Origin of the sequence: Actinomycetospora callitridis, from assembly GCF_028737265.1 — a bacterium.
Taxonomy (GTDB): Bacteria; Actinomycetota; Actinomycetes; order Mycobacteriales; family Pseudonocardiaceae; genus Actinomycetospora; species Actinomycetospora callitridis.
The window spans coordinates 928,708-953,158 of record NZ_JAQZAK010000001.1; the positions used below are offsets into that span (position 1 = coordinate 928,708).

The window sequence follows — 24,451 nt, forward strand, 5'->3', positions numbered from 1 at the left end:
AGGGCGCGCCCCTGCCTCCGGGGCCGGCAGGCCCCTCCTGGGGCTCGTCGCCCCCGCAGGCGCCGTACGGCACGCCGCCTCCGGACGGTCGCCCCGCCGGCCCACCCGGGCCCTCCGCGGGAGGACCGCCGCCCGCCGGCTTCGGCGCCCGCCCGGTGTCGCCGCCGCCCGGTGCGCCCCGGCCCGCGCCCGGTCCGGGCGCTCCGCCCGCGGGTGCGCCGTCCCAGGGTGCGCCGTCCCAGGGTGCGCCGTCCCAGGGTGCGCCGTCACCGAGCCCCGAGCCTGCTCCGTCCGCGCCCTCCGAGGCCGCGCCGAGCACCTCCTCGCCCTCCGACAGCGGCCTCGCGGGCGCCGACACCGGCCTCGCGGGTGCCGACGGCTTCGCCTCCCGCCCGCCCCGCCCGTCGTCGCGCGACACCGGCACCACGACGGCGACGACGGAGGTCACCCGCGGCGCCGGCGCCAGTCCCGGCCGGCACCGCCGCGCGGGCACGGGCCCCGGTCGTGACGGCGACGAGCCCGAGGACGGCGACGACGGCGCAGGCAGCGGCCCCGGCCGTCGTGCGGCGGACACCGGCGGCAAGAAGGGCAAGGGCAAGAAGCCCAAGCGCAAGGGCTCGTTCTGGCGCGAGCTGCCGCTGCTGATCGTCGTCGCGGTGGTGCTGACGTTCGTCATCCAGACCTTCCTGGCCCGCATCTACGTCATCCCGTCGGCGTCGATGGAACGCACGCTGCACGGCTGCAACGGGTGCAACAACGACCGCGTCGCCGTCGACAAGATCACCTACCGCTTCTCCGAGCCGTCGCCCGGCGACGTCGTGGTGTTCCGCGGCCCGCCGACCTGGGGCGACAACGGTGAGTCCGGGGGCGGCGGTGGCCAGCGCTCCGAGAACGTCCTCGTCCGCGGGCTGCAGAGCGGGCTCTCGTTGGTCGGGCTGGCCCCTCCGGACGAGAAGGACTTCGTCAAGCGCGTCGTCGCCACCGGCGGTCAGACCGTGGCCTGCTGCGACCCGCAGAACCGCGTCACCGTCGACGGGCAGCCGCTCGACGAGCCGTACATCTACTACCAGCCGAACCTCGGCCGCACCCAGGCCGACTTCGCGCCCGTGCAGGTGCCCCAGGGGCAGCTGTGGGTCATGGGCGACAACCGCAACAACTCGGCGGACGCCCGCGTGCACGGCCCGATCGGCGTCACCGACGTCATCGGCAAGGCCCGGGTCATCGTCCTGCCCGTCGGCCGCTGGGGCGGGGTGCCGGACACCGATCCGCAGGCGCAGGTCTCCGCCCTCGGTGCGCCGACCTGGACGTCCGGGGCTCCCCTGGCGGCCGGGGTGCTCGGCGCGATCCCGCTGGTGTGGGTGTCCCGTCGACTGCGGTCGCGCTACCGGCAGGGCGATGCCGACGATCCACCCCTCGACCCCCCGGGACGGGCGGCACCGCCCCGCCTCCCGGACCGGTGACGGCGGGGTACGACGCGGGCCGCCGACGCGCCGCGGGCGCCGGTCGCCGTCCCGCCCGCCGGCGGGTGGCCCTGCCCCCGCGCACCGGTGTGCAGCCGCCCCGCGCGATCGTCCGCCGCAGCACCGAGAGCTGGGCGCTGCAGTCGGCGCTCGAGCGTCACGGCCTGGGCCCGGTCGTCGGGGTCGACGAGGCCGGGCGTGGTGCGTGCGCCGGCCCGCTGGCGGTGGCCGCGTGCATCCTGCGTCCCGGCGACGCCCGGAAGTTCGAGGGGCTCACCGACTCGAAGCTCCTGACCCACGAGGAGCGCGAGCACTTCGCCCGGGTGATCAAGCGGCGCGCCGTCGACTGGCACGTCGTGCTCATCGACCCGCCGGAGGTGGATCGACGGGGCGTCCACGTCGCCAACATCGACGGGATGCGCCGGGCCGTCGCCCGGCTCGAGACCCGGCCCGGCTACGTGCTGACCGACGGCTTCCCCGTGTCCGGCTTCGGCGTGCCCGCGCTCGCCGTGCCCAAGGGTGACCTCGCGGCCGCGTGCGTGGCGGCGGCCTCGGTCCTGGCCAAGGTGACGCGGGACCGGCTGATGGCCGACCTCCACGAGCGCCGTCCGGAGTACCGCTTCGACCTGCACAAGGGTTACTGCACGCCGACGCACAGCGCAGCGCTGGCAGAGCACGGGCCCAGCGAGGACCACCGGTTCAGCTTCGTCAACGTCGCTGCCGCGGCGCGCGGCCGGAGCCCGGGCGGACTCCCGGCCGGCGTGCGACACAATGGGGCCGTGACCGTGGACGAGGCGTCCGCCGAGAACGGGGAGGCCGACGAGCTCGTGGAGTTCGACAACGGGCCGGGCGGGCTCGACGAGACGGACGTCGTGGACGAGGCCATGCCGGAGGGGGGAGAGCCGCGATGAGCGCAGAGGATCTCGAGAAGTACGAGACCGACATGGAGCTCTCGCTCTACCGCGAGTACCGCGACATCGTCGCGCAGTTCTCGTACGTCGTGGAGACCGAGCGCCGCTTCTACCTGGCGAACACGGTCGACGTCGCGGTGCGCAACGCCGACGGCGAGGTGTACTTCGAGGTCACGATGTCCGACGCCTGGGTCTGGGACATGTACCGGCCCGCGCGCTTCGTCAAGAACGTGCGCGTCGTGACGTTCAAGGACGTCAACGTCGAGGAGCTGGAGAAGCCTGACCTCCGCCTCGACGAGGGGCCGTTCAGCGGCTGACGCTGCTCCGCCCGGGCGCTGACCGGCCTCAGCACCGCAACGCCCCGTCCACACCCCCGCCGCTCGTCCCCGGGCGCGACGCCGAGGCTCCCGCCCGGACGGTCGCGCCCCGCACCCTCGATCCCGCCGCCGGAGCGCCCGGACGGTGTGGACGAGGGAGCCGCCATGGCCACCACGCGCGGGAGACCGGACCGGGAGACGCTGGGGCGGCGCGGGGAGGACCTCGCGGCCGACCACCTCGCGGCCCGCGGGCTGATCGTGCTCGACCGCAACTGGCGCTGCCGCGAGGGCGAGCTCGACCTCGTCGCCGCGGCGGGTGACCACCTCGTCGTCGCCGAGGTGAAGACGCGCTCGGGCACGGGCTACGGCACGGCCGAGGCGGTCACGCACGCCAAGGCGGCCCGCATCCGGCGCCTCGCGCAGCGCTGGCTGGCCGAGAGGCACGCCGCCGGCGGCTCCGGGTTCGTCGAGGTGCGCTTCGACGTCGTCGCGGTGCTCCTGGCCCCGGGCGCGGCCCCGCAGCTCGAGCACTACGAGGGGGCGTTCTGACGTGGCGCTCGCGTGCGCGTGGTCGATCGGGCTGCGCGGGGTCGACGGCGAGGTCGTCGAGATCGAGGCCGACATCGGCCAGGGCCTGCCCGGGGTGTCGCTGGTGGGGCTGCCGGACGCGGCGCTGGCGGAGTCACGCGACCGCGTGCGGGCGGCGGTCGTGAACTCCGGGGAGACGTGGCCGGCGCGGCGCATCACGCTGGCGCTCTCCCCGGCGACGCTGCCGAAGCAGGGCAGCGGGTACGACCTGGCACTCGCCTGCTCGGTGCTCGCGGCGGCGGGCGCGGTGCCGCTCGCCCGGCTGCGCGGGGTGGTGCTGCTCGGCGAGCTGGCGCTCGACGGGCGGGTGCGCGGCGTGCGCGGGGTCCTGCCGGCCCTGCTCGCGGCCCGGCGCCTCGGGGTGGAGCGCGTGGTGGTGCCCGCGGCCGCGGCCGTCGAGGCGGGCCTCGTGGAGGGCCTGGAGGTGTTCGGGGCCGAGCACCTGTCCGACGTCCTGGCCTGGCTGCGCGGCGAGCACGGGACGCTGGGCGCGGTCCGGGCCGGCGCGCGTCCCCGCGGCGGCGCCCCGCCGGACGACCTCGCCGACGTCGTCGGGCAGCTCGCGGCCCGCCGGGCGGTGGAGATCGCGGCGGCCGGGGGCCACCACCTGCTGATGGTCGGTCCGCCGGGCTCGGGCAAGACGATGCTGGCGCGCCGGATGACGGGGCTCCTGCCCGACCTCGACGTGGACGCCGCACTCCAGGTGGCCGCGGTGCGCTCGCTGGCGGGGGCGCTCGATCCCCAGGAGGCCCTGCCCGCCGCGCCGCCCTTCGTCGCCCCGCACCACTCGGTGTCGTCGGCCGCCCTCGTCGGCGGGGGCAGCGGCCTGGCGCGGCCGGGCGCGGTGTCGCTGGCCCACCGCGGCGTCCTGTTCCTGGACGAGATCTACGAGTTCGCCCCGCACGTGCTGGAGATGCTGCGCACGCCGCTCGAGGACGGCGAGGTCCGTCTGGCGCGCACCGACGGCGTCGTCCGCTATCCCGCCCGCTTCCAGCTCGTGATGGCGGCCAACCCGTGCCCGTGCGCCCCGCCCCGGGACACCGACTGCACCTGCTCGAGCCTCACCAAGCGCCGCTACGTGGCGCGCCTGTCGGGTCCGATGCTCGACCGCGTCGACCTACGGGTGTCGTTGCGGGCCGTCGAGGGGCTGTCCTGGGCCGGCGGGCCCACCGAGGGGCTCGAGGAGGTCCCGGAGGACACCGCGGCCGTCCGGGCACGGGTCCTCGCGGCCCGGGCGGCGGCCCGCGAACGGTGGCGCGACGCGGGGTGGCCCACCAACGCGGAGGTGCCCGGGCCCGAGCTGCGCCGGCGCGGGCGGCTCCCGCACGACGCCACCGCGGTCCTCGAGCGCCAGCTGCGCTCCGGGGCGATGACCGCCCGCGGGGCGGACCGCGCGCTCCGGGTCGCCTGGACGATCAGCGACCTGCGCGGCGCGGCCGGGCCGGAGATGTCCGACGTGGTCGAGGCGATCGGGTTCAAGGGCTTCGTGAACGACCCCGACGGCGAGCCGGGCGGGTGGGCCGTCGCATGAGCACGACGACGGCGACGGACGCCGCGGCGGTCTCCCCGGTGCCGCCCGAGGTCATGCGGGCCCGCGCGTACCTGTCCCGGGTCGCGGAGCCGCCCGCACCGGCCCTCGGCGCCCTCGTCGAGGCGATCGGCCCGGTCGACGCGGCGCAGCTGGTCCGCGAGGGCGCCGCGCACGGCCCCCACGCGCTGCCGCCGGCGGTGGCCGCCGAGACCGCGGCCCGGCGGGGCACCGACCGCGCCGCAGCCGACCTCGCGCTGCTCGCCGCCCGTGGCGGACGGCTGATCGTCCCCGAGGACCCGGAGTGGCCCGCGGCGGCGCTCGCGGGCCTCGGGGTGGCCGCCGGACCGGACGGGACGGTCGGGCTCGAGGGCGCGTCGGTGCGCGACGGGCTGGCGGTACCCCTGGCGTTGTGGGCGTGCGGCCCGCGGCGCCTCGACGACGCGCCCCGGAGCTGGGTCGGCATGGTCGGGGCCCGCGCGGCCAGCGAGTACGGCCTGTGGGTCGCGCGCGACTGGTCGGCCGAGCTCGCCGACCGCGGCGTCACGGTGGTCTCGGGCGCCGCGCTCGGCGTGGACGGCGCTGCCCACCGCGGGGCCCTCGCCGTCGGCGGGCGGACGGTGGCGGTCCTCGCGTGCGGCATCGACCGGTCGTACCCGCCCACCCACGCCACGCTGATCGACCACATCGCACGCACCGGCCTGGTGCTCACCGAGTACCCGCCGGGCGCGACGCCCGCGCGGCATCGCTTCCTGGTGCGCAACCGCCTGGTCGCGGCGCTGAGCGCCGGCACCCTCGTCGTCGAGGCGGCCGCCCGGTCCGGGGCGATGCGCACGGCGCTCGTGGCCGAGGCGCTGGGGCGGGCCGTCATGGTGGTGCCGGGGCCGGTCACCTCGGCGCTGTCCCTGGGGTGCCACGAGCTCGCCCGGCGCCCGGCGGTGTCGGTCGCCGGGCGGCCCGCGCACGTCCTCGAGGAGGTGGGCCCCGTGGGGGAGGCCCTGGCCCCGCCACCGGCGACGCCGCACCGGCCGACCGACGGTCTCGACGCCGGCGCTCTGCGTGTGCGCGAGGCCCTGCCGCTGCGTGCGGCCCGCACCCCGGAACGCCTCGCCCAGGACAGCGGCGTCGATCCCGCGGAGGTCGTCGGCCATCTGTGGGTGCTCGCGGCGCGGGGGCTCGTCGTCGAGGAGAACGGGCGATGGCGCCGGCGACCCGGCTGACGGCCCGGCCGAGGGCCCCGTCGAGGGCCCCATTGACGCCGCCGCGGCGTGGGGGTCCTGTGGGGGACACCCCGACCCTCCACCGGGTGGCGCGCCGGCCCCGACCAACGGTCGGACCCCGTGCGCCTCCGGGGCGCCGGACGCGGTCCGGTCCGGACGGCGCGCCCAGCGGTACGTCCGGCCCATGGTCACCGCGCGGATCTCCCGGGTCTCATCACCCGCTCGAATGATCTCCGGGGCGCCGACTCCCCGGCGGAGGTCGTTGATGACCATGGGGTCGACCCGGGTGAACAGGCACAGAGCGACGAGCGGTTGCAGAGCGCGACGAATGGAACCGCTCCTCGATGGTGGCCCACGGTCACCGCACGACACGCGTCGGTGCTTGACCGTGGCCTGTCGTATCGAGAGTCTTCACCGCGATGACCGGCACGTTCTCTCCCGACGACTCCACCGGAGGCCCTTCTGGGCCGCGCCGGTCACCCGGTCGAGGGCGCTCTCGTGGGTTCCCCTTCGACCCGGTCACGTCGTCACGCTCCGCGTTCACCGAGACGGACGCCGACGGCGCGTCGGACCCCGCGCGTCGGGCCCCGATGGACGCCGCCGGTGACGATCGGTCGGTGGTCCCCGGGCCCCGTGTCGGTGGATCGGCGGTCGAGGCTCCGGCCGTTCCCGCCGCCGTGCCCGCCGCTGCACACCTCGAGGCGTACGAGGCGCACCTGCGGTACGAGCGGGCGCTCTCGCCGCACACGGTCCGGGCCTACCTGGGCGACGTCACCACGCTGCTCGACCACCTCCGCGTGCAGGTCCACGGGCCCGACGCCGCGAAGGAGACCCCGCTCGACCTCGCCGGTCTCGACCTCCCCGGGCTGCGCTCCTGGCTCGCCGCGGGCCGGACGCGCGGCGCGGGCCGCACCACGCTGGCGCGACGCGCGGCGGCGGCCCGCACGTTCACGGCGTGGGCGGTGCGCACCGGGCGGGCGCCCACCGACGCCGGCGCCCGCCTCGCCTCGCCGCGCGCCCACCGGCGGCTGCCCGAGGTGCTGCGCGCCGACCAGGCGGCCGACGCCCTGCGCGCCGCGGCGTCCGGGGCGGCGGAGGGCGACCCGGTGGCGCTGCGCGACCACCTGCTGCTCGAGCTGCTCTACGCCACCGGCGTACGTGTCTCCGAGCTCTGCGGCCTCGACGTCGACGACGTCGACGACGGCCGCCGCACGCTGCGCGTCCTGGGGAAGGGGGGCAAGGAGCGGACCGTCGTCTACGGCGTCCCCGCGGCCGCGGCCCTCGATGCCTGGCGACGTGACGGCCGGCCCGCGCTCGCGGTCCCGACCTCCCCGCCGGCGCTGCTGCTCGGCGCCCGCGGGGGACGACTCGACCCGCGCATCGCGCGCACGGTCGTGCACGACGCGGCGGGGGCGGTGCCGGGGGCACCCGACATCGCGCCGCACGGTCTCCGGCACTCGGCGGCCACGCACCTGCTCGAGGGGGGAGCGGATCTGAGGAGCGTTCAGGAACTGCTGGGTCATGCGTCACCCGCGACGACCCAGCTCTACACCCACGTGTCCGCCGAGCGACTGAGGGCCATCCATGACACCGCCCACCCCCGCGCCTGAGCCGCGGCGCGACGGCGCGTCGGTGGCGACCACGGAGGCCCCGCCCACCGGCCCGCTGCCGGCCCTGCCGGGCATCGACTCCGACGCCGCCGTCCGTGCCGCCGGCGCGGCCGCCCGCACCCCGCACCGGGCGCCCCGACGCCGACCTCCGGGCCCGGTGACCGACGGCGCCACCGCGCTCGCGCCGGTGCCCGCACCCGCCGACGGGTCGCGCGACACGGCGGCCGTGCACGCCCTGCCCGCCACGCTGGGACGCGTCGCGGCCGGCGCGCCCGACGAGGAGGCGCTGGTCGAGGCCGGCATCGCCGAGCTCTGGGCGGCGTTCGAGGCCGACCCGCGCAAGTCGACCAAGGACCGGCTGGTGCTGCACTACGCGCCGCTGGTCAAGTACGTCGCGGGGCGGGTGGGCACCGGCCTGCCGTCCCACGTCGACGTCGCCGACCTCATCCAGTGCGGGATCTTCGGGCTGGTCGACGCGATCGAGCGCTTCGAGCCCGACCGCGGGCGCAAGTTCGAGGTCTACGCGATGCAGCGCATCCGCGGCGCGATCCTCGACGAGCTCCGCTCCCAGGACTGGGTGCCGCGCTCGGTGCGCTCGCGGGCCCGGGAGATCGAGCGGGCGATCGAGCGCCTCGAGGGCCGCGAGCAGCGGTCCTGCAGCGATTCCGAGCTCGCCCAGGAGCTCGACACCTCGACCGAGGACCTGCGCTCGACGTTCGGGCAGATCGCGATGACCAGCGTCGCCGCCCTCGACGAGCTCGTCGCCGCTGGTCGGGCGGGCGGGGGCGACGGCGGGTCCGCGCCGTCCCTGGCCGACTCGCTGCCGGACACCGACGCCGAGGACCCCCTCGCCGCGATGGAGGACCGCGAGACGCGGCGGCTGCTCGCGGAGGCGGTCGGGCAGCTCGCCGAGCGCGACCGCACGGTGGTGGGCCTCTACTACTTCGAGAACCTCACGCTCGCCGAGATCGGGCGGGTCCTCGGGGTCACCGAGTCCCGCGTGTGTCAGCTGCACACGCGCGCCGTGATGCGTCTGCGCGGTCGTCTCGCCGAGCTGCAGCACGCCTGAGCGCCTCACGGGTCGGTCGGCAGCAGCCGCACGCGCCCGAGGCCCAGGAGCAGCAGGGGGTCGAGGTACTCGAGGGCGCCCACCGCGCCGGTGGTCGACGGGCGGCGCAGGCCCCAGTGCAGGCACGCCGCGACGGGGCAGCCACGGTGCCCGGGGTCGAGGACGCCGAGCGGGTCGCCGCGTCGCACCGGCGTGCTCGGCGCGACCGTGACGGTGAGCGGCTCGTAGGTCGTGCGCAGGCCGTCGCCGTGCTGCACGGACACCACGCCGCGCCCGGCCAGGCGGGCGGCGTGGACGACGACACCGTCGCCGGCGGCGAGCACCGGGAGCCCGGGTCGCCCGGCGAGGTCGGCGCCCCGGTGCCCGCGCCCGTAGTAGTGCGGCGGCGGGTCGAACAGGCGCGTCGCGGCGCCCGGCACGCCGGCGCGGGCGGGCGCGCCGGCGCCGTCCACTCCCGCCAGCGGCCAGCCGTAGGCCCCGACCGGCACGACCGGCGGGGGAGCGGGCGCGCCGGCGGCGGGCGAGCCGGTGGCCAGGAGCGTCGCCACCAGCGCGGCCAGGGACAGGACGCGGGCGAGGGTCGTCGTCACATCAGGTTCGACGCACCCGACACCTCATCGGCTCCCTCGGGCCGCGAGCTGGTGGATTTCCGGACGTTGAACGCCAGCGTGGCCCCCACGCTGGCAACCACGACGCAGCGGACCCCGTCCCGGCTCCCTCGGCGCGCGACGAAGCGGATTTCCGCGCACCCAGTGCCAGCGTGGACGCAGGGCTTGCACCGCAGGTGCACCCACCGCAGCAGGGCGTGCCGAGGGCGCGGGTGGGCCGGGAGTAGACTCGTGACCAGCGGTCCGTGCTCTCCCCGTCCGCGGGGAGCAGATCGGGCCGACTTCGCGTGTCCTCTCAAGCGCCCGCACGCCCAGGCGCTGCCAGAGCCGCATCCGGGCGGTCCCGCCGCAGGCGGGTTCCGGATCGGTCACGAGGACACCAGGGCGGCGGCCCGACCCGGGACCGCCGCAGCAACCGCCGGGCCCGAGTACGTGTCGGGCCACCGAGAGAGGTAGTTCCACCGCATGGCCGTCGTCACGATGCGCCAGCTGCTGGACTCCGGTGTCCACTTCGGACACCAGACCCGCCGCTGGAACCCCAAGATGCGCCGCTTCATCTTCACGGAGCGCAACGGCATCTACATCATCGACCTGCAGCAGACGCTGTCCTACGTCGATCGCGCCTACGAGTTCGTGAAGCAGACCGTCGCCCACGGGGGCACGGTGCTCTTCGTCGGCACGAAGAAGCAGGCCCAGGAGGCCATCGACGAGCAGGCGCGGCGCGTCGGCATGCCGTTCGTCAACCAGCGCTGGCTGGGCGGCATGCTCACCAACTTCCAGACCGTGCACAAGCGTCTCCAGCGGCTCAAGGAGCTGGAGGCCATGGAGCAGAGCGGGGGCTTCGAGGGTCGCACCAAGAAGGAGATCCTCATGCTCACCCGCGAGCACGACAAGCTCGAGAAGACCCTGGGCGGTATCCGCGACATGGGTCGCGTGCCCAGCGCGGTGTGGGTGGTCGACACCAAGAAGGAGCACATCGCGGTCGGTGAGGCCCGGAAGCTCAACATCCCGGTCGTCGCCATCCTCGACACCAACTGCGACCCGGACGAGGTCGACTACCCGATCCCGGGCAACGACGACGCGATCCGCTCGGCGGCCCTGCTGACCCGCGTGGTGGCGCAGGCCTGCGCCGACGGCCTCCAGGCCCGCGGCCAGCGCAACGGTGGCGGCGACGGCGAGCGCGGCGAGGACGAGCCGCTGGCCGAGTGGGAGCAGGAGCTCATGGCGTCCGGCGGGGACGGCGCGAGCGCGCCGACCGGCCTGGAGCAGGGCAGCACCAGCTCCGCGGTCGACGCGCCCGGTGACTCGCCGGTCGCGACGCCCGAGGCCGAGGCCACCGCCGAGGCCGCCGGGGACGACACCACGCCGGTGAGCCGCCCCGAGCGGACGGCCGGCACGGTCGACGCCAACTCGGAGAGCGACGACAACGCGATCGCCGCGGCGCCGGAGGCCGGTCAGGTCAACGGCACGCCGCAGGGCTGACAGGCCCCGCAGGCGAGACGACAAACGACGACGAGGACGGACGAGAGCCGCACCATGGCGAACTACACCGCTGCGGACGTGAAGAAGCTCCGGGACCTCACCGGGTCCGGGATGATGGACTGCAAGAAGGCGCTCGAGCAGTCCGAGGGCGACCTCGACGCAGCCGTCGAGGCGCTGCGCATCAAGGGCGCGAAGGACGTGGGCAAGAGGGCCGGCCGCACCACCGCCAACGGCATCGTGGCGGCCCGTGACGGCGCGATGATCGAGCTCAACTCCGAGACCGACTTCGTGGCCAAGAACGCCGACTTCGTGCAGCTCGCCGAGGACATCCTCGGTGCCGCGCTCGAGAACAGCACCAAGGACCTGGAGTCCCTCAAGGCCGCCACCCTCGGGCAGGGCACGGTCGACGAGAAGGTCCAGGAGCTCTCGGCGCGCATCGGCGAGAAGCTCGAGCTGCGTCGTGTGGCCGTGCTCGACGGCCCCACCGCGACGTACCTGCACCGGCGGTCCTCGGACCTGCCCCCGGCCATCGGCGTGGTCGTCGCCTACACCGGCGACGGCGACGACGCGTCGGAGGCGGCCCGCGGCGCGGCCATGCAGGTCGCGGCGGCGCGCCCGCTCTACACCACGCGCGACGAGGTCCCGAGCGACGTGGTGGAGAACGAGCGCCGCATCGCCGAGGCCACCGCCCGCGAGGAGGGCAAGCCCGAGAAGATCCTCGAGAAGATCGTCGAGGGTCGCCTCAACGGCTACTACAAGGACACCGTGCTCCTCGAGCAGGACTCGGTGTCGGTGGACAAGAAGTCGGTCGGCAAGGTGCTGGAGGAGGCGGGCGTGAACGTCCGCACCTTCGCGCGCTTCGAGGTCGGCCAGCCCTGACGAACCGCTCACGGCGTCGGTGCCCGGGTGACCGGGCGCCGGCGCCGTGACGGCGGCACCGCCGGAACCCGTGGTGGAGGAGAGCGTGGCGAGTCCCCAGACCGTGTCCGACGCCGACGTGGAGGCCCGCCCCGGTCATCGCCGGGTCCTGCTCAAGCTCGGCGGTGAGATGTTCGGCGGCGGCGCCGTCGGCGTCGACCCCGTGGTCGTGCGGACCGTCGCCCGCCAGATCGCCGACGTCGTGGCCTCCGGCGTCGAGATCGCCGTCGTCATCGGCGGCGGCAACTTCTTCCGCGGCGAGGAGCTGCACCGCTACGGGATGCAGCGCCAGCGTGCCGACTACATGGGCATGCTCGGCACGGTCATGAACTGCCTGGCCCTGCAGGACTTCCTCGAGCGCGAGCACCACATCGACACCCGGGTGCAGACGGCCATCACGATGGGCCAGGTCGCCGAGTCCTACATCCCCCGGCGCGCGATGCGCCACCTCGAGAAGGGCCGCGTCGTCATCTTCGGCGCCGGCGTGGGCATGCCCTACTTCTCGACCGACACCACCGCGGCGCAGCGTGCCCTCGAGATCGAGTGCGAGGTCGTGCTGCTGGCCAAGGGCGTGGACGGCGTGTTCACCGCCGACCCGAAGACCGACCCCACGGCGACGATGTTCCACGAGATCTCCCACCGCGAGGTGCTGGAGAAGGGCCTGAAGGTCGCCGACGCCACCGCCTTCAGCCTCTGCATGGACAACAACATGCCGATCATGGTGTTCAACCTGCTCGTCGAGGGGAACATCGCCCGTGCGGTGCGGGGTGAGAGGATCGGGACGCTGGTCCACACCCCCTCCGGCCCCTGAGGAGAGCCCGACATGATCGACGAGACGCTCCTCGACGCCGAGGAGAAGATGGAGAAGGCGGTCAGCGTCGCCAAGGACGACCTCGGCGGTGTGCGCACCGGCCGGGCCAGCCCGGCGATGTTCAACCGCATCCAGGTCGAGTACTACGGCGCGTGGACCCCGCTCAACCAGCTCGCCTCGGTGCAGGTCCCCGAGGCCCGCATGGCCGTCATCAAGCCCTACGACGCCAGCCAGCTGCAGAGCATGGAGCGCGCGATCCGCGACTCCGACCTCGGGGTGAACCCCAGCAACGACGGCCAGATCATCCGCGTCGTGTTCCCGCAGCTCTCCGAGGAGCGGCGCAAGGACATGGTCAAGGTCGCGCGCAGCAAGGGCGAGGACGCCAAGGTCTCCATCCGCAGCGTGCGCCGCACCGCGATGACCGAGCTGCAGCGCATCGTCAAGGACGGCGAGGCCGGCGAGGACGAGACCGGGCGGGCGGAGAAGGAGCTCGAGTCCGTGACGTCCCGCTACGTCGCGGCGGTGGACGACCTGGTGAAGAACAAGGAAGCCGAGCTCCTCGAGGTCTGACGTGCCCTCCTCCGCGTCGCGGCCCCGACGGCCCGCCCCCACCGAGTCCCCGGCCACCCCGGCGGACGCGACCCCGGCCGCCGCCGTCCAGCCCGACGAGGCCCAGCCGGAGGACGCCCAGCCGGAGGACGCCCAGCCGGAGGACGCCCAGCCGGAGGACACCCAGCCGGAGGACACCCAGCCGGAGGACACCCAGCCCCAGGACGCCCAGCCCCAGGACGCCCCGAAGCGCAGCTCGAAGGCCGGCCGCAACCTGCCGGTGGCCATCGGCGTCGGGCTCGCGATGGGTGCCGTCATCCTCGTCGCGCTGCTCACCGTGCGGCAGGCGTGGATCGCGATCGTCGCGGTCTCGGCCGTCATCGGCACCTGGGAGCTCTTCGGTGCCCTGCACCGCGGCGCCGGTATCCGCCTCTCGCGCGTCCCGGTGCTGATCGGGGGCCAGGCGATGATCTGGCTGGCCTGGCCGTTCGACACCGAGGGCATCCTCGGCGCCCTGCTCGTGACGGTGATCGGCTGCTTCCTGTGGCGCATGCGCCTCGGTGCCGGCGGGTTCGTCCGTGACGTCGGCGCCTCGATGCTCGTGCTCTGCTGGATCCCGCTCTGCATGGCGTTCGCGACGATGCTCGTCGTCCCCGCCGACGGCGCCGCGCGCGTGCTGGTCTTCCTCATCGTCGTCATCTGCTCCGACACGGGCGGTTACGCCCTGGGCGCGCTCATCGGCAAGCACCCGATGGCGCCGAAGGTGAGCCCGAAGAAGTCCTGGGAGGGCTTCGCGGGCTCGATCATCGCCGGGTCCACGGGCGCGTGCCTCTCGATCGCGCTGCTGCTCGACGCCCACTGGTGGTTCGGCCTGATCGTCGGCCCGCTGCTGGTCGCGACGGCGGTCACGGGCGACCTGGTGGAGTCGCTCATCAAGCGCGACCTCGGCATCAAGGACATGGGCTCGGTGCTGCCGGGCCACGGCGGCCTCATGGAGCGCCTGGACTCCCTGGTCACCTCGGCGCCGGTCGCGTGGCTGCTGCTGCTCGTGCTCGTCCCCCTCCCGGGGACGTGACGCGCTTCCGGAGGGGGGACGTCGTCGAGTCCCCCAACATCTGGCGCTGGCCCGAGGTCTACGAACGCGAGAACGCCGCGCAGGACGCCACCGGCGCGCTGTGGGACGCGGTGTGCGAGCTGGCCCCGCACGACGGGGCGGACGTCGTCGACGTCGGGTGCGGCGACGGCTACCACCTGCCGCGCTTCGCCGAGCGCGCCCGCTCCGTGGTCGGCGTCGAGCCGCACGCCCCGCTCGTGGCGCGGGCCCGCGAGCGCGTGACCGACGACCCGGTGTGCCGGGTCGAGCAGGGGAGCGCCGCCGCCCTGCCGCTGGACGACGACTCGGCCGACGTCGTCCACGCGCGCACCGCCTACTTCTTCGGCCCCGGCTGCGAGCCGGGCCTCGCCGAGGCCTCCCGGGTGCTGCGTCCGGGCGGGGCGCTCGTGATCGTCGACCTCGACGCCACCCGCCACTCCTACGGCGCGTGGATGCGGGCGTCGGCGCCCCGCTACGACCCCGCGGCCGCCGAGCGCTTCTTCGCCGGCGAGGGCTTCGCCGTGCGCCGCGTCGACACGCAGTGGCGCTTCCCGGACCGCACCACGCTCGGCGACGTCCTGCGCATCGAGTTCACCCCCGCCGTCGCGCAGAAGGCCATCGACGGCACCCCCGGGCTCGCCCTCTCAGTGGGCTATCGCGTGCACACGCGTCGCGAGCCCACCGGGCTCCTGCGGCCCTGACGCGCGTCCGGATATATCAGTTCTCCCCACCTCTTGACGTGATCTCGGTCACGGACGCAGACTCGTTGCGTCAATGACAACCCGTTGCGTATCTCGCAACCTCGTCCGAGCGGTTCAGTGGAGGTGCCCCCGGACGCACGATGAAGTGGAGTGCCGATGACGGACGTCCTGCCCAGCCGGGCCGCGGTCGACATCGCGCCGGGACCAGCCTCGACGGTGGTCACCGATCCGGCGGTCCTGCTCTATCCCCGCCTGCGGAAGTCGCCCTACTTCTGGAAGTCCCGGGCGCACGGCGTGGCGATGTACAGCGTCTACAACCACACCTACCACCCCCGGCACTACGGCGACCCGGTCGCCGAGTACTGGGCGCTGCTCGAGGGCGTGACCCTCTGGGACGTCGGCGTCGAGCGCCAGATCGAGATCACCGGGCCGGACGCCTTCGCGTTCACCAACATGCTCGTGCCCCGCGACCTCACGAAGTGCGCCGTCGGGCAGTGCAAGTACGTGTTCATCACCGCCCCGGACGGCGGGATCATCAACGACCCGGTCCTCCTGCGTGTCGAGGAGAACCGTTTCTGGCTCTCGCTCGCCGACTCCGACGTCGGGCTCTGGGCGACGGGGCTGGCCCACGCGGGCGGCTGGGACGTGTCGGTCCGGGAGATCGACGTCGCTCCCGTGCAGGTCCAGGGCCCGAAGGCCAAGGCCCTCGTCACCGACCTGTTCGGGGCCGACGTCGCCGAGATGCCGTACTACCACCTGCGCCACGCCGTGCTGGACGACATGGAGGTCGTCATCAGCCGCACCGGCTACAGCGCGGAGATCGGGTACGAGATCTACCTGCACCACGCCACCCGCGACGCGGGGAAGCTGTGGGACCGGGTGTGGGAGGCGGGCCGGCCGCACGGCCTGCGCCCGATCGGCCCGTGCCACATCCGGCGCATCGAGGGCGGCATGCTCGCCTACGGCTGCGACATCACCCTCGACACCAACCCGCTCGAGGTCGGCTACGACTACACATGGATGGTCGACCTCGACCAGGAGGCCGACTTCGTCGGCAAGGACGCCCTGATCCGGGCCAAGCAGCGGGGCCTGGACCGCTCGCTGGTCGGTGTGGAGATCGGCGGGGCGCGGCTGGGCACGTTCAACGACGGCTCGATGATCGAGCCGTTCACCGTGCGGGACGGGGCGGGTGCCGTGGTCGGGTCGGTCACCAGCGCCTGCTGGTCGCCGCGGCTCGAGCGCAACATCGGGCTGGCCATGGTCGCCACGCCGTGCACGCCGCTGGGGACGTCGCTGGTGGTGGACGCCGGCGCGGGGGACAGCTCGACGCTGGGGCGTGACGTCCGCGAGGCCGTCGTGGTCGAGAAGCCCTTCGTCGACCCGCGCAAGCAGACCCCCAAGGGCTGAGCGGGGGTCGCCGTGGAGCCGGGAACCCTCGCCGCGCTGCTCGACCGCCCGCGCTACGAGGTGGCGCCGGTGGCGGGCGTGCTCGGGGCGGCCGCCGCCCTCCCCGCGGGGGCGACGGTGGCCGTCACCGCCTCGCCGAGCCGGGGCCCGGACGCGACGGTGGCGGTCGCCGAGGGGCTCGCCGGCCTGGGGTTCGCCCCGGTGCCGCACCTCGCGGCGCGCAGCCTGCGCGACCGCGCCGAGCTCGCCGGATACCTCGACCGGCTCGCCGGGGTCGGCGTCCGCGACGTGTTCGTCGTGGGCGGCGACGCCCGGGAGCCGGCCGGGGAGTTCCCCGACGGGCTCGCGGTGCTCCGGGCGATGGAGGACCTGGGACGGCGGCCGCCCCACGTGGGCGTGCCGTCGTACCCGGACGGCCACCACCGGATCGCCACCGACGTCCTCTGGACCGACCTGGCGGTCAAGGCGCAGCACATCGACTACACCGTCACGCAGCTGTGCTTCGACGCCGATCTCGTCGGCGCGTTCGTCGACGAGGCCCGCGGTCGGGGGATCCGCCTGCCCGTGATCGCCGGCGTCCCGGGCGTCGTCGACGCCGCGCGCCTGGTGCGCGTCAGCGTCCGCATCGGCGTCGCCGACGCCGTGCGCTTCGCCCGCTCCCACCGCGGGACCGCGGGCTCCCTGCTGCGGTCGCGCTCGCACCGTCCCGACGACCTCGTCGAGGCCCTCGCCGCCGGCGGGAGCGACCTCGCGGGGCTGCACGTCTTCACGTTCAACCAGATCGAGCCGACCGTGCGGTGGCTGACCGAGGCCCGCCGCGCGGCCGCCTGAGGCTGGCCACCACGCTGGGAAGGACCCGCCGTGACACCGTTCCCTGACCGTGCCCAGGTCGTCGTGATCGGGGCCGGCATCGTCGGCAACTCCGTGGTGCACCACCTCGCGCGCCTCGGGTGGCGCGACATCCTGCTGCTGGACAAGGGGCCACTGCCCGACCCGGGTGGCTCGACCGGCCACGCGTCGAACTTCGTGTTCCCGGTCGACCACTCGCGCGAGATCACGCAGCTCACCGCGGACTCGTCGCGGCAGTACGCCGAGCTCGGGACGCTGACGACGTGCGGCGGCATCGAGGTCGCCCGCACCCCGGAGCGCGTCCAGGAGCTGCACCGGCGCATGTCGTCGGCGCACGCGTGGGGCATCGACGCGGAGCTGATCACGGCGGCCGAGGTGGCGGAGAAGGTCCCGTTCCTCGACCCCACGGTCGTGCTCCGAGGGTTCTGGACGCCGTCGGTGGCGGTCGTGGACCCGCTGCGGGCCGGCGAGCTGATGCGCGAGCGGGCCACGGCCGCGGGCGCGCTCACCGTGTCGGCGATGACCGAGGTGCTGGCCGTCGACACCGACGAGGGGCGCGTGACCCGGGTCCGCACCGACCGCGGCGACGTCGACACCGAGTACGTCGTCGTCGCGTGCGGCGTGTGGAGCCCGCGCATCGCGGCGCTGGCGGGCGCGGCGATCCCGCTCACGCCCGCGGTCCACCAGATGATCGACGTCGGCCCGATCGCCGAGCTCGCCGCGACCGGGCGGGAGATCGCGTTCCCGATCGTGCGCGACATGGACCCGCTGATGTACGAGCGGCAGAGCGGCGCCGACCTGGAGATCGGGTCGTACGCCCACCGCCCGATCCTCTGCGAGCCCGAGGACATCCCGTCGCTGGCGGCCGCGGCGCTCTCGCCGACGCAGCTGCCGTTCACCCCCGACGACTTCGACCCGCAGATGGAGGCGGCGCTCGAGCTGTTCCACCCCGTCCTCGACCGTCCCGACGCCGGCATCCGGCACGCCATCAACGGGCTGCTCTCCCTCACGCCCGACGGGCACCCGCTGCTGGGGGAGACCCCGGAGGTGCGCGGTCTCTGGTCCGCCGCCGCGGTGTGGATCAAGGAGGGCCCCGGTGTCGGCCGGCTGATCGCCGAGTGGATGACCGAGGGCGCCCCCGAGATCGACGCGGCCGCCTCCGACATCGCCCGCTTCGCCCCGCACGAGCGCACCCGCCACCACGTGCACGCCCGCGCGTCCGAGGGCTTCAACAAGACCTACGGGATCACGCACCCGCGCGAGCAGTGGAGCTCCGACCGCGGGGTGCGCCGCTCGCCCTTCCACGAGCGCGAGGTGGCCCTGGGCGCGGAGTTCTTCGAGGTGGCGGGCTGGGAGCGCCCGCAGTGGTACGCGTCGAACGCGCCGCTGGTGGCGGAGCTCGGCGTGTCCGACCGCCCGTACGAGTGGGACGCGCGCTGGTGGTCGCCGATCATCAACGCCGAGCACCTGGCGATGCGTCGCGGCGTCGCGATGATCGACCTCAGCGCGTTCTCCCAGTTCGACGTCCGTGGCCCCGGGGCGCTCGCGTACGTCCAGCACCTGACGGTGGCGCAGATGGACCGGCCCGTCGGGCGGGTGATCTACACGCCGGTCCTCGGCCCGGACGGCGGCTTCCGCAGCGACCTGACCGTCGTGCGGCTCGGCGACCGGCACTTCCGGGTGGTCACCGGCGGCTCGGACGGCGCGCGGGACCTGGCGTGGTTCCGCCGCCACCTGCCGCGCGACGGGTCGGTGGCGCTGACCGACGTGACCTCGGCGGTCTGCACCCTGGGGCTCTGGGGTCCGCGCGCCCGCGACGTCCTCGCAGCGGTCACCGACGAGGACGTGTCCGACGCCGCCTTCCCGTTCGCCACCGGGCGCACGATCACGATCGGCTCGATCCCGGTCCTCGCGCTGCGCCTGTCCTACGTCGGCGAGCTCGGCTGGGAGCTGCACGCGCCCTTCGAGTGCGGCCTGCGCCTGTGGGACGCGGTCGCGGAGGCGGGCGCGCCGCACGGCCTCGTGCCCGCCGGCATCGGCGTCTACGGCACCACCGCGCGGATGGAGAAGGGCTACCGGCTCGTCGGCCACGAGCTCGACGCCGAGCACGGCCCGGTGGAGGCGGGGCTCGCCCTGCCCGGCCTGAAGTCCCAGGACTTCATCGGCAAGGCCGCGTACACCAAGGCCCGCGAGGGTGAGCCCGAGGCGACGCTGTGCACGCTGACGCTCGACGACACGCCGCGCTTCCCCCAGGGCGGCGAGCCGATCCTCACACCCGACGGCGCCCGGATCACCGACCGCCGAGGCCGGCCGTCGTTCGTCACCAGCGCGGGCGCCGGGCCGTCGCTCGGGACCTACCTGCTGATGGCCTACCTGCCGCCCTGGCACGCCGTCGAGGGCGCCGGGCTGCTCGTCGAGTACCTGGGGGAGCGCTACCCGGTGACGGTCGCCCGGGCCGGCCGGACGCCGCAGTTCGATCCCGACGACACGCGGATGAGGTGACGGGCGGGATGGACGTCCTGGTCTGCGTCAAGCGCGTCCCGGCGGTGGGCGCGGAGATCCTGCTGACCGCCGACGCGACGGCGATCGACACCCGCCACCTCGGCTTCACCATCGGGCCGCACGAGGAGTGCGCGGTCGAGGAGGCGGTGCGCATCGCCGAGCGCACCGGTGGCTCCGCGGGTGTGCTCACCGTCGGGCCGCCCGAGACCGAGGAGCAGCTGCGCTACGCGCTGTCGATGGGCGCCGACCACGCCGTCCGGGTCGACAGCCCCGAGACGGACCCGGACCCCGAGGCCACCGCCGCCGCCGTCACGGGCGCACTGGGCGAGCTGCCGCCCTACGACCTCGTCCTGTTCGGCGAGGCCTCGGCCGACGCCGGGCACGCGCAGGTCGGGTTCCGGGTCGCCTGCGCGCTGCGCCGGCCGGTCGTCGGCGGGGTGAAGGGGATCGACCTGGACGGCGCGGGCGGCGGGACCGTGACGCTGCGCCGCGCGACGCCCGACGGGGTGGAGCTGCACGAGGCGCCGCTGCCCGCCGTCGCCGCCGTGCTGGAGGGGCTCAACCTGCCCCGTTATCCGACGATCAAGGGCCGGCTGCGGGCGAAGAGGGCGCCGGTCCGCGTCCTGGACGGCCCGGGAGCGACCGGTGGCCTGCGCACCCTGCGGCTGCGCCACCGGCCCGAGGCGCGGGCGCAGACCGTCGTGCTGGGCCGCGGGGCCGCGGCGGCGCCGGCGGTCGTGGACGTGCTCGCCGAGCTGGGGATGGTGCGCTGATGGTGCTGGTCGTGGTCGAGAGGGACGGCGACGGAACACTGACCGAGGGGTCCGCCGAGGTCCTCGCCGCTGCGCGGGACCTCGCCGAGTCCCTCGGTGTGCCGGTGGAGGCCGTCGCGGTGGGGGAGCCCGGGGATCTCCCCGACGACCTCGTGAAACGGGGCGTCGGGCGCCTCCACCTGCTGACCCACGAGCTGCTCGACGACGGGTCGCCGTCGTGCCTGGGCGAGGCGCTCGCCGGGCTCGTGGCCGATCTGCGCCCCGCGGCCGTGCTCGCCCCGAGCACCGACCGGAGCACCGAGGCGATGGCGTGGGCCGCCGCGGAGCTGGGGATGCCGCTGGCCACGGCGTGCACGGAGATCCGGCCCGTGCCGGACGGGACCGACGACACCTGGGAGGTCACCCGGGAACGGGCCGGCGGCATCCTGCTCGAGGACGCGGCCCTGACCGCGCCGATCCGGCTGTGCACGCTGCGCCCCGGGAGCCCGTCGCCGAGCGAGACGGCCGCGGCCGACGAGATGACGGTGCACGTCGTCGTCCCGGAGCTGCGGGCCTCGGTGCCGCGGGCCCGGCTGGTCGAGCGCCGGGAGCGTGCCGCCGGGATGACGCTGACCACCGCGCCGGTGGTCGTCGCGGGCGGGCGCGGGGTCGGCAGCTCCGAGGGCTACGCGGTGCTCGAGGAGCTGGCCGGTCTCGTCGGCGGAGCGGTCGGGTGCTCGCGGGTCGCCACCAACAACGGCTGGCGCCCGCACGCCGACCAGGTCGGGCTCACCGGTACCCGGATCAGCCCGGACCTCTACGTCGCGTGCGGGATCAGCGGCGCCACCCAGCACTGGGTCGGCTGCATGAACGCGCGCTCGATCCTCGCGGTGAACACCGATCCCGAGGCGCCCATGGTCACCCGCGCGACGTGGGCGGTGATCGGCGACGTGCACGAGGTGCTGCCGGCCGTCGTCGACGAGATCCGGCGGCGATCCGGGCGCTGACCACGGTGGGGCCGCTCGCGGGGCGGGAGCGTCGGCGGGGTTACCGTGGAGGTCGTGTCCGCGTACCCGCCTCCCCGTCCGCCCGGGCGTGGCTTCCAGGGCTCTCCGCCCCCGCGACGCGGCGGCCGTGCCGTCCGTGTCGACCCCGTGCTCGTCGAGATCGCGGCCGGGCTCGTGTGGCTCGCGGTGGGCACCCTGGGTCTCGGCGCCGACGGGGTCGGCACGTTGATCCTCGCGATCGGCATCGCCGTCGCCATCGGCATCGGGGTGGAGAACCGCCGCCGGGGACCGCGTCCGTTCGACACCTCGCGCTCCACCGAGGTGCTGCGCCTCGCCGCCGGCGTGGTCGTCATCGTGATCGTCGCGTCCATCGTGCTCGGCCTGCTCAGCGCCTCGGCCCTCCTGCCCGGCCTGGCGCTGCTGCTCACCGGCGCCGCGTTCGTGCTGCTCAGCCGCTCCACGGGGCAGCGGCCGACGCGCTGGCTGGGCTTCCTGCTCGTCGGCGCGGGCCTGCTCTCGGCGCTGGTCTCGACGATGGCGGCCGGCGGCTTCGTCTCGCAGGGCCTGCTCGGGCTGCTCGCGGGCGTCGTCATCCTGCTCTCCGCGGCCGACCGCGTGGGCCTCGTGGAGATGTTGAGGGACCGATGACCGAGCCCGCCGTGACCCCGGATCAGGAGAGCGCTCCCGGGCCCGTGCTCACGCTCTCGCCGCGCGGCTCGCGCCGCACCCGGCCCGCGCAGCACCTCGCCGACCTCGACACCGAGGGCCGCCGCGCCGCGGTCGCCGAGCTGGGGATGCCGGCCTTCCGGGCCGACCAGCTCTCGCGCCACTACTTCTCGCGCCTGGAGAGCGACCCGGCGACGATGACCGACCTGCCCCCCGCGGCGCGCGAGACGCTCGGACCGGCGCTGCTGCCCTCGCTGCTCACCCCCACCTGGGAGCAGGACTGCGACGGCGGCACCACCCGCAAGACGCTGTGGCGTGCCAACGACGGAGCGCTCGTCGAGAGCGTGCTCATGGGCTACACGGACCGCGCCACCGTCTGCATCTCCAGCCAGGCCGGCTGCGGCATGGCGTGCCCCTTCTGCGCCACCGGCCAGAACGGCCTGGAGCGCAACCTGTCGACCGCTGAGATCGTCGAGCAGGTCCGCGCCGCGGCCGCCGTCGTGCGTGGGGGCGGGCTGGGCGCGAACCTCAGCCGGCTGTCGAACGTCGTCTTCATGGGCATGGGCGAGCCGCTGGCGAACTACCGCCGCGTCGTCGACGCCGTGCACCGCCTCTGCGACGCCCCGCCCGCCGGGCTCGGGCTCTCGCAGCGCTCGGTCACCGTGTCGACGGTGGGCCTGGTGCCGGCGATCCACCGCCTCGCCGAGGAGAACCTGCAGGTCACGCTCGCGGTGTCGCTGCACACTCCGGACGACGAGCTGCGCGACACCCTGGTGCCGGTCAACACCCGCTGGCCGGTGGCCGACGTGTTCGCCGCCGCCCGGCACTACGCCGACGTCACCGGGCGCCGCGTCTCCATCGAGTACGCGCTGATCCGCGACGTCAACGACCAGCCGTGGCGCGCCGACCTGCTGGCGAAGCTGGCGTCGAAGCACCTGGGCCGGCTGGTGCACGTCAACCTCATCCCGCTCAACCCGACGCCGGGCAGCAAGTGGGACGCGAGCCCGGCGCCGGTGCAGGCGGAGTTCCTGCGGCGCGTGCGCGAGGGCGGCGTGGCGTGCACGGTGCGCGACACCCGCGGCCGCGAGATCGCCGCCGCCTGCGGGCAGCTCGCGGCCACCGCCCGGCCGTGAGCACGGCCGGGGACTGGCAGGTCCACCGGCTCGTGCCCTCGCTCGCGGAGGGCGCCCCGGACGCCGACACCGCGACCTGGATCCGGGCCATGATGGCGGCGTTCCTGGGGCCCCGGCCGGGGCCCGAGGAGATCGCGACGATGGCGGCGTCCTACGCCGGGCAGCGCCTGCGCGGGGTGTACGAGACCGCCGACACGTCCCCGGTGGCCACCCTGCGCTCCTGGGACACCGCGATGACCGTGCCGGGCGGCGAGGTGGCCGCCGACGCGATCTCCTCGATCGGCGTCCGGGCCACGCACCGCCGCCGCGGCCTGCTGCGGGCGCTGCTCGTCGACGACCTCGCCGAGGCGGTGCGCGCCGGCACCCCGGTCGCGGCGCTCACATCCACGCAGGGCTCGCTCTACGAGCGCTTCGGGTTCGGGCTGGCGGCCTGGACGCGGTCGCTCACCCTGGACACCCGCGCGGCCCGGTTCCGCGACCCGGGGCCCACCGGCCGCCTCCGGACGCTGGACCCGGCGGGCTTCGCGTCGGTCGCCGGGCCGATCCAGGACCGCGCCCGGCGCCGGCACCCGGGCTCGATGGACCGGTCCGCCGCGTCGTGGCACGCGCTGATCACCGGCGGCCCCCACGACTCCTCGCCCCGCTCCGCGATCGCCTGGGCCGACGCGACCGGGCGCCCCGCCGGCTACGTCGTCCACGGGGTGGCCGAGTCCTGGTGGGGCACCGGTTCGGCGACGCTCGCCGTCCACGACCTGCAGGCGACGACCCCGGAGTCCTACCGCGAGCTGTGGCGGCACCTGGGCTCGCTCGACCTCGTCGGCGAGGTGGGGTGGGCGAACGCCTCGCTCGACGAACCGCTCCCGTGGCTGCTCACCGACCACCGCGCGGTGAATTCCGGCGGGCCGCGCGACATGCTCTGGCTGCGCGTCCTCGACGTCCCGGCCGCGCTGGGTGCCCGGCGCTACCCCGTCACCGACCGGATCGTGCTGCGCGTGCACGACCCCGACCGGCACGCCGCGGGTGACTGGGCGCTGGACACGACCGACCCGGTCACCCCGGCCGTCGCCGCCACGAGCGACACGCCCGACGTCGAGATGGACGCCGCGGCGCTCGGGTCGCTCTACCTCGGGGGCGTCGATCCCCGGGTCCTCGCCCGGGCCGGGCGGCTCTCCGAGCACAGCCCCGGCGCCGCCGGCCGCCTCGCCCGGCTCTTCGCCGCGCCCGGCGTGCCCTGGAACGGCATCCGCTTCTAGGTGGCGCGGTGCAGCTG

21 protein-coding genes and 2 pseudogenes are annotated in these 24,451 nt (G+C 75.2%); 22 read left to right on the forward strand and 1 reads right to left on the reverse strand.

The window, feature by feature from the left end:
- Positions 1-512: 512 nt before the first annotated feature.
- The 8 genes and pseudogenes from lepB to PH191_RS04520 all read left to right on the forward strand — a co-directional run.
- Positions 513-1,460, forward strand: a pseudogene (gene lepB / locus PH191_RS30040) (signal peptidase I); the annotation flags it as partial.
- Between the two features lie 89 nt (positions 1,461-1,549).
- On the forward strand, positions 1,550-2,371 hold the full coding sequence (locus PH191_RS04490) for a ribonuclease HII (RefSeq protein WP_274193682.1): 822 nt from the start codon (positions 1,550-1,552) through the stop codon (positions 2,369-2,371).
- Entirely contained in the window at positions 2,368-2,688 is a 321-nt protein-coding gene (locus PH191_RS04495) for a DUF2469 domain-containing protein (RefSeq protein ID WP_274189066.1), read from the forward strand. Before PH191_RS04490 ends, PH191_RS04495 begins: the two co-directional genes overlap by 4 nt.
- A gap of 165 nt (positions 2,689-2,853) precedes the next feature.
- Positions 2,854-3,237 carry a YraN family protein gene (locus PH191_RS04500; RefSeq protein WP_274193404.1) on the forward strand — a complete coding sequence of 128 codons (384 nt, stop codon included), beginning with the start codon at positions 2,854-2,856 and terminating at the stop codon, positions 3,235-3,237.
- 1 nt (position 3,238) lies between these two features.
- Complete coding sequence (locus tag PH191_RS04505) at positions 3,239-4,807, forward strand: YifB family Mg chelatase-like AAA ATPase (RefSeq protein WP_274193405.1); 1,569 nt, start codon at positions 3,239-3,241, stop codon at positions 4,805-4,807.
- Positions 4,804-6,024, forward strand: coding sequence for a DNA-processing protein DprA (gene dprA / locus PH191_RS04510; RefSeq protein ID WP_274193406.1), 1,221 nt, complete (start codon positions 4,804-4,806; stop codon positions 6,022-6,024). The genes PH191_RS04505 and dprA overlap by 4 nt, the downstream gene beginning before the upstream one ends.
- A gap of 590 nt (positions 6,025-6,614) precedes the next feature.
- Positions 6,615-7,634, forward strand: a complete 1,020-nt coding sequence (locus tag PH191_RS04515) for a tyrosine-type recombinase/integrase (RefSeq protein WP_420791745.1) — start codon at positions 6,615-6,617, stop codon at positions 7,632-7,634.
- On the forward strand, positions 7,609-8,703 hold the full coding sequence (locus PH191_RS04520) for a FliA/WhiG family RNA polymerase sigma factor (RefSeq protein ID WP_337994039.1): 1,095 nt from the start codon (positions 7,609-7,611) through the stop codon (positions 8,701-8,703). The genes PH191_RS04515 and PH191_RS04520 overlap by 26 nt, the downstream gene beginning before the upstream one ends.
- 5 nt (positions 8,704-8,708) lie before the next feature.
- Here PH191_RS04520 and PH191_RS04525 read toward each other — a convergent pair whose 3' ends face one another.
- Entirely contained in the window at positions 8,709-9,293 is a 585-nt protein-coding gene (locus PH191_RS04525) for a M23 family metallopeptidase (RefSeq protein WP_274193408.1), read from the reverse strand.
- Between the two features lie 483 nt (positions 9,294-9,776).
- On the opposite strand from PH191_RS04525, the pseudogene rpsB reads away from it, so the two are divergent.
- From rpsB to PH191_RS04595, 14 genes and pseudogenes are all read left to right on the forward strand, one after another.
- Positions 9,777-10,568, forward strand: a pseudogene (gene rpsB, locus PH191_RS04530) (30S ribosomal protein S2); the annotation flags it as partial.
- Between the two features lie 279 nt (positions 10,569-10,847).
- Positions 10,848-11,672 carry a translation elongation factor Ts gene (gene tsf / locus PH191_RS04535; RefSeq protein ID WP_274193410.1) on the forward strand — a complete coding sequence of 275 codons (825 nt, stop codon included), beginning with the start codon at positions 10,848-10,850 and terminating at the stop codon, positions 11,670-11,672.
- Positions 11,673-11,790: 118 nt separating this feature from the next.
- Complete coding sequence (pyrH, locus tag PH191_RS04540; RefSeq protein ID WP_420791763.1) at positions 11,791-12,522, forward strand: UMP kinase; 732 nt, start codon at positions 11,791-11,793, stop codon at positions 12,520-12,522.
- Between the two features lie 12 nt (positions 12,523-12,534).
- Positions 12,535-13,092 (forward strand): ribosome recycling factor, encoded by a 558-nt coding sequence (gene frr / locus PH191_RS04545; RefSeq protein ID WP_274189075.1) that lies wholly within the window; start codon positions 12,535-12,537, stop codon positions 13,090-13,092.
- Between the two features lies 1 nt (position 13,093).
- On the forward strand, positions 13,094-14,146 hold the full coding sequence (locus tag PH191_RS04550; protein WP_420791746.1) for a phosphatidate cytidylyltransferase: 1,053 nt from the start codon (positions 13,094-13,096) through the stop codon (positions 14,144-14,146).
- Entirely contained in the window at positions 14,143-14,865 is a 723-nt protein-coding gene (locus tag PH191_RS04555; RefSeq protein ID WP_274193411.1) for a class I SAM-dependent methyltransferase, read from the forward strand. Before PH191_RS04550 ends, PH191_RS04555 begins: the two co-directional genes overlap by 4 nt.
- A 156-nt stretch (positions 14,866-15,021) precedes the next feature.
- Positions 15,022-16,272 (forward strand): glycine cleavage T C-terminal barrel domain-containing protein, encoded by a 1,251-nt coding sequence (locus PH191_RS04560; RefSeq protein WP_274193412.1) that lies wholly within the window; start codon positions 15,022-15,024, stop codon positions 16,270-16,272.
- A 12-nt stretch (positions 16,273-16,284) separates the two neighbouring features.
- Positions 16,285-17,103, forward strand: coding sequence for a methylenetetrahydrofolate reductase (locus PH191_RS04565; RefSeq protein ID WP_274193413.1), 819 nt, complete (start codon positions 16,285-16,287; stop codon positions 17,101-17,103).
- Positions 17,104-17,133: 30 nt separating this feature from the next.
- Positions 17,134-19,623, forward strand: a complete 2,490-nt coding sequence (locus PH191_RS04570) for a GcvT family protein (RefSeq protein ID WP_274193414.1) — start codon at positions 17,134-17,136, stop codon at positions 19,621-19,623.
- An 8-nt stretch (positions 19,624-19,631) separates the two neighbouring features.
- Positions 19,632-20,396, forward strand: coding sequence for an electron transfer flavoprotein subunit beta/FixA family protein (locus PH191_RS04575; protein ID WP_274193415.1), 765 nt, complete (start codon positions 19,632-19,634; stop codon positions 20,394-20,396).
- Entirely contained in the window at positions 20,396-21,382 is a 987-nt protein-coding gene (locus PH191_RS04580; protein ID WP_274193416.1) for an electron transfer flavoprotein subunit alpha/FixB family protein, read from the forward strand. Before PH191_RS04575 ends, PH191_RS04580 begins: the two co-directional genes overlap by 1 nt.
- Positions 21,383-21,436: 54 nt before the next feature.
- Complete coding sequence (locus PH191_RS04585) at positions 21,437-22,030, forward strand: hypothetical protein (protein WP_274193417.1); 594 nt, start codon at positions 21,437-21,439, stop codon at positions 22,028-22,030.
- On the forward strand, positions 22,027-23,181 hold the full coding sequence (gene rlmN / locus PH191_RS04590; RefSeq protein ID WP_274193418.1) for a dual-specificity RNA methyltransferase RlmN: 1,155 nt from the start codon (positions 22,027-22,029) through the stop codon (positions 23,179-23,181). The genes PH191_RS04585 and rlmN overlap by 4 nt, the downstream gene beginning before the upstream one ends.
- The gene (locus tag PH191_RS04595; protein ID WP_274193419.1) at positions 23,178-24,434 is read left to right on the forward strand and encodes a GNAT family N-acetyltransferase; all 1,257 of its coding nucleotides are present in this window, start codon (positions 23,178-23,180) and stop codon (positions 24,432-24,434) included. The genes rlmN and PH191_RS04595 overlap by 4 nt, the downstream gene beginning before the upstream one ends.
- Positions 24,435-24,451: the final 17 nt, after the last annotated feature.

Coding starts and splice junctions, on each gene's coding strand:
- PH191_RS04560 (WP_274193412.1), top strand. CDS start 15,022: ATGACGGACGTCCTGCCCAGCCGGGCCGCGGTCGACATCGCGCCGGGA.
- PH191_RS04520 (WP_337994039.1), top strand. CDS start 7,609: ATGACACCGCCCACCCCCGCGCCTGAGCCGCGGCGCGACGGCGCGTCG.
- PH191_RS04580 (WP_274193416.1), top strand. CDS start 20,396: ATGGTGCTGGTCGTGGTCGAGAGGGACGGCGACGGAACACTGACCGAG.
- rlmN (WP_274193418.1), top strand. CDS start 22,027: ATGACCGAGCCCGCCGTGACCCCGGATCAGGAGAGCGCTCCCGGGCCC.
- tsf (WP_274193410.1), top strand. CDS start 10,848: ATGGCGAACTACACCGCTGCGGACGTGAAGAAGCTCCGGGACCTCACC.
- PH191_RS04500 (WP_274193404.1), top strand. CDS start 2,854: ATGGCCACCACGCGCGGGAGACCGGACCGGGAGACGCTGGGGCGGCGC.
- frr (WP_274189075.1), top strand. CDS start 12,535: ATGATCGACGAGACGCTCCTCGACGCCGAGGAGAAGATGGAGAAGGCG.
- dprA (WP_274193406.1), top strand. CDS start 4,804: ATGAGCACGACGACGGCGACGGACGCCGCGGCGGTCTCCCCGGTGCCG.
- PH191_RS04495 (WP_274189066.1), top strand. CDS start 2,368: ATGAGCGCAGAGGATCTCGAGAAGTACGAGACCGACATGGAGCTCTCG.
- PH191_RS04575 (WP_274193415.1), top strand. CDS start 19,632: ATGGACGTCCTGGTCTGCGTCAAGCGCGTCCCGGCGGTGGGCGCGGAG.
- PH191_RS04515 (WP_420791745.1), top strand. CDS start 6,615: ATGGACGCCGCCGGTGACGATCGGTCGGTGGTCCCCGGGCCCCGTGTC.